The sequence below is a fragment of the Actinacidiphila polyblastidii genome, from assembly GCF_036353415.1.
Taxonomy (GTDB): Bacteria; Actinomycetota; Actinomycetes; order Streptomycetales; family Streptomycetaceae; genus Actinacidiphila; species Actinacidiphila polyblastidii.
The window spans coordinates 1-4,153 of record NZ_JAZEWV010000067.1 but is presented as its reverse complement, the minus strand read 5'-3'; the positions used below and the strand labels follow the sequence as shown (position 1 = coordinate 4,153).

Sequence of the window (4,153 nt, the reverse complement as noted above, 5' to 3'; positions counted from 1 at the left end):
CGCCCTGCCCGGGAAAGACGAACACCGGCCGCACTCCGCCCTCGGTCTTGCTCGCCCCCGTGCCGCTGTCGGCGGTGGTGCCGCGGATCAGCGCGGGTGAGTCACCGTCCTGCGCCAGCGCCCGCAGCCCCGAGAGCAGCGCCGCACGCCCCTCACCCACCACCACCGCACGGTGGTCGAAGGCTGCGCGGTTGGTGGCCAGCGCCCGTCCGATGTCGTCCACCGCTGCGTCCGGGTCCGCGGCGACCGCTTCGGCCAGCCGCGCGGCCTGCGCGCGCAGCGCCTCGGGTGTACGCCCGGAGACCGGCCACGCCACCACCGCAGTGACCGCCCTGTCCGCAGTGACCGCCGCGGCACCCGCCAGGCGCACCGCCGACGCCTCACCGGCCGCCCCCTCCTCCTCCACCGGTGCCGGCTCCTCCGGCGCCTGCTCCAGGATCATGTGCGCGTTCGTCCCGCTGATCCCGAACGCCGACACCGCCGCCCGGCGTGGCCGCCCCGTGCTCGGCCACGCCCGCGGCTCGGTCAGCAGGCGCACCGCGCCCGCCGACCAGTCGATGAAAGGAGACGGCGGATCGGCGTGCAGCGTGGGCGGCAGCACGCCGTGGCGCAGCGCCTCCACCATCTTGAGGACGCCTGCGATGCCGGCCGCACCCTGGGCGTGCCCGATGTTGGACTTCACCGAGCCCAGCCACAACGGCTCCGCGTCCGGCGGCCGTTGACCGTACGTGGCCATCAGCGCCTGCGCCTCGATGGGGTCGCCGAGCTTCGTGCCGGTGCCGTGCGCCTCCACCACGTCCACGTCCTCGGGCGACAGCCCCGCGGACTCCAGCGCGCGCCGGATGACCCGCTCCTGGGACGGTCCGTTGGGCGCGGACAGGCCGTTGGACGCGCCGTCCTGGTTGACGGCGCTGCCGCGGATCACCGCCAGCACGCGGTGGCCGTTGCGCCGCGCGTCCGACAGCCGCTCCACCAGGACCAGGCCCGCGCCCTCGGCCATGCCGAAGCCGTCGGCCCCCGCGCCGAACGCCCGGGAGCGGCCGTCCGCGGACACCCCGCGCATCCGGGCGAACTGGGCGAGGTCATCCGGCGTGTACATGACCGTGATGCCGCCTGCCAGGGCGAGCGAGCACTCGCCGTCCCGCAGCGAGCGCACGGCCAGGTGGAGGGCGACCAGCGACCCCGAGCACGCGGTGTCCACCGTCACCGCCGGCCCCTCCAGGCCCAGGGTGTAGGAGATGCGCCCGGAGGCGACGCTCGTCGCGCTGCCCGTCACCACGTGCCCCTCCAACTCGGCCGGTATCCGGCTGCCCGGGGGCGCGTAGTCGCCGTACACCAGGCCGGTGAACACCGCGGTGTCCGAACCGCGGAGGAGGGCGGGATCGATGCCCGCGGACTCGAAGGCCTCCCAGGCGGTCTCCAGCAGCAGCCGCTGCTGGGGGTCCATCGCCAGCGCCTCGCGCGGGCTGATGCCGAAGAACTCCGCGTCGAACCGGTCCGCGTCGTGCAGGAACCCGCCGCCGCGCACGTACGAGCGGCCCGGCGTCTGCGGATCGGGGTCGTAGAGGCCCTCAAGGTCCCAACCGCGGTTGGCCGGAAGGCCGGTGATGGCCTCGCCGCCGGCCGCCACCAGATCCCACAGCTCCCCGGAGCTGGTGACGCCGCCGGGGAACCGGCAGGCCGTGCCGACGATCGCGACCGGCTCGCTCCGCATGTCCTCCAGGTCGCGCAACCGTGCACGTGTCTCGCGGAGTTGGGCCGTCACGCGGTTGAGGAAGTGACGGATCTGGTCGTCACTCATGGGAGTGCCCCTGTCCCGGGCCGTCCGGCCCGTAGATGTCGAACTCCGCTGCGAGGAGTCCGATGAGTTCGTCGTCGGTGGCCGTTTCGATGTCGGAGGTGGCGGGGGCGCCGGGCGCCGGCCCGGCCGCGGCCTGCCAGCCGGCCAGCAGCCGCTTCAGGCGCTCGCCGACCGCGCCGCGGTCGGGGCCCGTCGCGGCTGCGTCGGCCAACAGGAGTGCGAGCCGGTCGAGTTCGGCGAGCAGGAGGTCCGCCCCGGCCTGCGGAGCGAGCGAGCCGAGCAAGTGGTCGGCGAGCGCCCCCGGCGTCGGATGGTCGAAGACGAGGGTGGCGGTCAGGCGCAGGCCGGTCCGCCGCTCCAGGGCGTTGCGCAGCTCCACCGAGGTGAGCGAGTCGAAGCCCAGGTCCTTGAACTTCTGCTCCGGTGTGATGAGTTCGGGCGAGGGGTGGCGCAGCACCGCGGCGATCACCGGCCGCAGCTGCTCCAGCAGCGTGTCCCGGTGCCGGGTGCTCGGGACGGCGGCCAGCGCGCGCCGCAGGTCCGCACCGGGCTCGGCCGCCCCGTCCTCCGCTCCCGGACCGGCCGGCCCGGCCGGGGGCGCCGCGGGCCGCGGTCCCGCCAGGCCGCCGACGAGCGCCGGCGGCCAGGACGGTGCGTTCCAGTCGCAGTCCAGGACGGCGACCGACGTCTCGTCGTGGTCGAGGATCTGTGCGAGCGCCCGCACCGCGAGGTCGGGGCGCAGGCTGAGCACGCCCTGGGCGCGCAACCGGGCCTCCACGTCGGGCGCCGCGATGCCCTCGCCCGCCCAGTGCCCCCAGGCGATGGCCGTCGCGGGCCGCCCGGCGGCGCGGCGGCGCACCGCCAAGGCGTCGAGGAAGGCGTTTCCCGGCGCGTAACCGCCCTGTCCCGCGATGCCGCTGAGGCCCGCGACCGAGGAGAACAGCACGAACGCGGACAGGTCCAGGTCCCGTGTCAGCTCGTCGAGTACGAGCGCGCCGCCCGCCTTGACGCGCAGCACGCCGTCGAGCTGGCCTGCCGTCAGCGAACCGAGAGGGGCGTCGTCGAGGTAGCCGGCGGCGTGCACCACCGCGGTCAGCGGCAGCTCCTCGGGCAGACCGCCGAGGACCGCCGCCACCGCGCCGCGGTCCGCCACGTCGCACGCCGCGAAGGTGACGCGCGCGCCCAGCGCGGTCAGCTCCTCCTCGGTCCGTGCCGCCTCGGGCGCTTCGCGTCCCGACCGGCTCAGCAGCAGTAGATGCGGGGCGCCCGCCCGCGCCAGGTGCCGGGCCACGTGCCGCCCCAGCGCCCCGGTGCCGCCGGTGATCAGGACCGTCCCCGTCGGCCGCCAGTCGCGCACCGGGGGCCGGCCGGCGAGCGGCGCCCGTACCAGCCGCCGCCCCCGCACGCCGGAGCCGCGGATCGCGACCTCCTGCTCGGTGACGCCCCCGAGCAGCACGTCGACGGCCAGCCGGGCCGCCTCCCGGCCGGGCTCCGCGGGCAGATCGAGCAGACCGCCCCACGCCCTGGGGTACTCCGCGGCCGCCACCCGCCCCAGCCCCCACACCATGGCCTGGTACGGGTCGGGATCGTGCTCGCCGCCCGCGCCGGCGCCGGAGACCGCGTCGGCGTCGGACCCGAGCGCATCCGGGGCGGCGCCGGCGTCCACCGCATCCACCGACACGGCGCCGCGCGTCGCGCACCAGACCGCGCCCGCACCGCCGTGCCGGTCCACGGCCCGCAGCAGTTCGAGGGTCGCGGTCACCCCCCACGGCAGGACGCCTGACCCGTCGGCGAAGCCGGCGCCTGCGGACAGCAGGGAGACGACCCGGCCGAGCGGCGGCCCGCCGGCGGGCCGGGGCGGCGCGTCGAGTCCTTCGTCCAGGGCCCGGGCCTGCGCCTCGGGTGTGCCGCCCGCGACGGTGACCACCCGCACGGCGGCCCCGCGCGCCGTCAGCTCGTCACGCAGCAGCTCCGCCCACCGCGCCGTGCCGGGCGTCGCGTACCGCTCGGGGACGACTAGCACCCAGCCGTCACGGGTGACCGCTCCGGCCGCGGTCTCCACCGGCTGCCACGCCACCCGGTAGCGCAGCGCGTCCAGCGGCGCCGGAGCGGGTGCGGGTACGGGACGCGGCTCCAGCCAGTAGCGGCGGCGCTGGAAGGGGTACGAGGGCAGGTCGACGGCTGCCGCGGCCGCCGTTGCGGCCGCGACGGCAGGTGTCGCCGACCAGTCGACGGGTGCGCCGTGCGCCCACCACTCGGCGGCGGAGGCGAGGAATCTGACAGTGCTGTCCTCGTCGCGCCGGAGCGTCCCGGTGACCAGCGCCCCCGCGGTCGCGGCGGCGTCCATGGTCG

Annotated in this window: 2 protein-coding genes; both read right to left on the bottom strand. The window is 76.7% G+C overall.

The window, feature by feature from the left end; genetic code table 11:
* Nucleotides 1-1,801: type I polyketide synthase (locus V2S66_RS34185; RefSeq protein ID WP_330800980.1), on the bottom strand; the 1,801-nt coding region annotated here is incomplete at its 3' end.
* Nucleotides 1,794-4,153 (bottom strand): beta-ketoacyl reductase (locus V2S66_RS34180; RefSeq protein WP_330800978.1); only part of this gene is annotated, 2,360 nt, incomplete at its 5' end. The genes V2S66_RS34185 and V2S66_RS34180, both read right to left, overlap by 8 nt.